Consider the following 3,386-nt stretch of genomic DNA (forward strand, 5'->3'; position numbering starts at 1 on the left):
GGAGGGAGGGGAGCGCGCATCCCTCCCCGTAGGGGAGGGTGGCCTCCGAGGCGAAGCCGAAGGAGGTCGGGTGGGGCCCGGGGTTTGGAGGATATTCTCCACACGGGCCCCACCCGGCCTTGCTCGCTGCGCTCGCAAGTCCACCCTCCCCTGCGGGGAGGGATTCTGGGACGGATTCGCGCGCGGAAAATGCCGTCGTCGAGATCACGACGTCGGGCCGGCGCAGGCGGATCGCCTCGTCGACCACGTGCACGGCCTCGGCATCCTTGAGGCTCGATACCGCGAGCACGATGCTCTCGACGTCCCGCGCGGCAAGCGCCTCGCGCAGGGCCGCGACCGGTGCGGTGTCGCCGGACAGGATCGCCGAGCGGTAGACGAGGATGTGCGCGAGCGGGCGGGCGGGGTCGCAGGCGGCGAGCGCCTCGGCCACGCGAACGACCCCGCGCGAGACGTCGAAGGCGAAGCCGCGCGGCGCATCGACGGGGGAGGGCGCCTCGCGCCGGCCGGACGCCCAGGCCTCCACGCCCGTGAGGAGCCGCGCCATGTTCTCGACCCCGCCCGCCCGAAAATAGGCCTCCAGCGCCGCGCAACAGGCGGGCGGGACGGTCGAATGGTCGAGGAGCCGCGGGTCCGGCCGGTCGTCGCCGGGGATAACCGCGAGCGCGATGCCGCGCGCCGTCGCGAGGTCGAACAGCCGCTCGAGCCCGTAGCGCCAATAATCGAGCCCGCCGAGGCAGCGCACGAGCACGAAGCGGGCATGCGCCGCCGTCTTCTCCAGATAGAGGTCGATCGAGAGCGGATGGCGCAGGCGCCTGAGCGAGGCGAGGCGCAGCGAGAGCCCGCCTTCGCCGCGCTGCTTATGGGCCGCCGCGAGCGCGCCGAGGTCCGAATCCGCGAAGGACAGGACGACGACGTCGCCCGGAGGCTGGTCGAGGTCGATCGCGACCTCGCCCTCGTCCAGGCTCACGCTCGTGGCGGGCAGGAGGTGCATCGCGGCTCACACGCTCCCGAGCGCGCGCGCGACCGCCTCGCGGTCGAAGCCGTGCAAGCCGATGACGACGAGGACGCCGTCGCGCGCCTCGCCCGGGCGCCAGGGTCGGTCGTAGGCGTGCGAGACGCGCTCGCCGACGCCCTGGACGACGCAGCGCATCGGCTTGCCCTCGACGGGCACGAAGCCCTTGATGCGCAACACGCCTTGCGTCCGCGCGGCCTCGGCCACGCGCGCCACGATCGCCTCGGGGCTCGCCACCGTGCCGACGCGGAAGTCGAAGCTCTCGAAATCGTCGTGGTCGTGGTCGTCCGCCGTCTCGTGATGCGAGGGGCGGGAAGCGAGATCGCTCTCGGCGGCCATGCCGAGGCCGATCAGCACGCCCGGATCGACGCGTCCATGCGCGGTCTCGACGATCTCGACGGCGCGCGGCAGATGCTCGCGGATCTCGGCCTTGACGCGCGTGCGCGCCGCCTCGTCCATGGCGTCGATCTTGTTGAGCACGATCACGTCCGCGCACAGGAGCTGGTCCTCGAACACCTCCTCCAGCGGATTGTCGTGCTCGACCGCGCCGTCCTGCGCGCGCTGGGCGGCGAGTTTTTCGGGATCGTCGGCGAATTGACCGGCGGCGACCGCCGGCCCGTCGACCACCGCCACCACGCCGTCGACCGTCACGCGCGAGCGGATGGCGGGCCAATTGAAGGCGTTCACGAGGGGTTTGGGCAGCGCGAGGCCGGACGTCTCGATCAGGATGTGGTCGGGCGGAGCGTCGCGGTCGAGGAGCTTCTCGAGGGCGGGCACGAAATCGTCCGCGACCGTGCAGCACAGGCAGCCATTGGGGAGCTCGACGATGTCCTCCTGCGTGCAGCCCGCGATGCCGCAGCCCTCGAGGAACGAGCCGTCGAAGCCGAGATCGCCGAATTCGTTGAGGAGGATCGCGAGGCGCTTGCCCCGCGCATTCTCGACGAGGTGGCGCACGAGGGTGGTCTTGCCCGCGCCGAGAAAGCCGGTCAGCACCGTGCAGGGGATCTTTGCGATATCGCTCATGAGTGTCGATCCGTCATACGAGATCATTGGAGAAGGACTTCAGCCGTCATCCCGGGTCGCGAAGCGGTCCCGGGATCCAGACACGCCGAGGCTCGGTCGAGCAGCCTGTAGGCTGCGTCCCTCCGACGTTCCGAATGAGGCCGTGAAGAACGAGCGCGCATGCGCGCTCGCACGAATGTCGGGGTTCTGGGTCCCGGGCTCGCTTCGCGACCCGGGATGACGGCATTTGGGCGGCCTTGGCTCATCTGGAGAGAGGGGGGATGCGGGCGACGACGCCCTTGCGGAAGGCTTCCGGCCGCTCGCGCCAGGGCACGATGCCGTCGGCGGCGTCGGCATAGCGGGAGACGCCGTCGAGGATCGCGGGGATGGCGCTCTCGGGGTCGAGATCGCCCCAGACATAGGTCCAGCGGCCGGGGCTCGTCGCCGCGACCGTGCAGGGCCGCTTGCAGACGGAGAGGCATTCGACCGGCGCGATCGCGATGCGCGCGGAGAGCGCGGGATCGCCCGCGAGCGCCTCGGCGAGGCGGCGATGCAGCACCGCGCCGGGGCGCTCGGCGTCCGGATCGGCGCCGGGCGCGCGGCAGGTGACGCAGACGTGGATCGTCACGGGGGAGGGGGGGCTCGTCGCATCGTCTTGCGCAGGCATGATGTCTCCGTCGCGCGGGCCTATACGAGCTTCCACGGACGGTGCCGGCGGGGGCGCACCCCTCCGACGCTGTCGCACCCGGCACACCCCGTCCGGACGCTCCGACAGAAGCGAGGTCGACGGCAGGTCTCCTGGCTCGCGGGTCGTCGCCGACGTGCCGCCTTCCCGGATCGCTCCAGTGGCCTCGCGCGCGCCGGCTCTCCGCTTACAGTTGCGGGGGCAGCTGCGGTGTCGCACCGCATTCCCTTTTCACCCCGTCTCCAGGGCACCGTCTCCCCCATTTAGCCTCGCGAGGCGGTTCGTTTCAACGCAAAAGCGATGGGCTCAGGAGAGAACCGGAGAACCCGCTCCCGGACGACTTGCGAGATCCAAGCATTTCCGCCGATCCGTTCGCGTTGCATTCTCACGGTTTGCGAGAGGCTCGCGGGTCTCCCCTCCCCCTTGGGGGAGGGGCGGGGGTGGGGGTCGTGCAGGATGTGGCGTATCGGTGCCCCCTCGACGAGCCCCCACCGACCCCGCGGCGAACCCGCCCGGGCCCCAACCCCCAAAGGGGGAAGAGAAAGGCGCGCGCGGCGCGACGCCCCCCACCCCGGTATTAAAAAACATCCGGCCCCCAAAAATTTGTGCCGCCGATCACACTTGCGCGGCCCACCGCCGCGCCGCATGGACGCGCCTGCGCCCTGTGCGGCGCGCTCCCGCGTCCAG

At 71.2% G+C, this 3,386-nt stretch carries 3 protein-coding genes and 1 riboswitch; all 3 genes read right to left on the reverse strand.

Going from position 1 to position 3,386, the window contains the following annotated elements:
- Positions 1 to 991, reverse strand: a 991-nt coding sequence (locus ACK4UM_RS20870) for a cobaltochelatase subunit CobN (protein ID WP_409802976.1), incomplete at its 3' end; no start/stop codon positions are given.
- Between the two features lie 6 nt (positions 992 to 997).
- Positions 998 to 2,035 (reverse strand): cobalamin biosynthesis protein CobW, encoded by a 1,038-nt coding sequence (gene cobW / locus ACK4UM_RS20875; protein ID WP_409802979.1) that lies wholly within the window; start codon positions 2,033 to 2,035, stop codon positions 998 to 1,000.
- 241 nt (positions 2,036 to 2,276) lie between these two features.
- A complete protein-coding gene (locus ACK4UM_RS20880) occupies positions 2,277 to 2,681 on the reverse strand; it encodes a DUF1636 family protein (protein WP_409802981.1) in 405 nt (134 codons plus the stop codon).
- Positions 2,682 to 2,784: 103 nt separating this feature from the next.
- Positions 2,785 to 2,969: riboswitch (cobalamin riboswitch) on the reverse strand.
- Positions 2,970 to 3,386 lie beyond the last annotated feature (417 nt).

This window comes from Salinarimonas sp., assembly GCF_046292825.1.
In the GTDB taxonomy this organism is placed as follows: Bacteria; Pseudomonadota; Alphaproteobacteria; order Rhizobiales; family Beijerinckiaceae; genus Salinarimonas.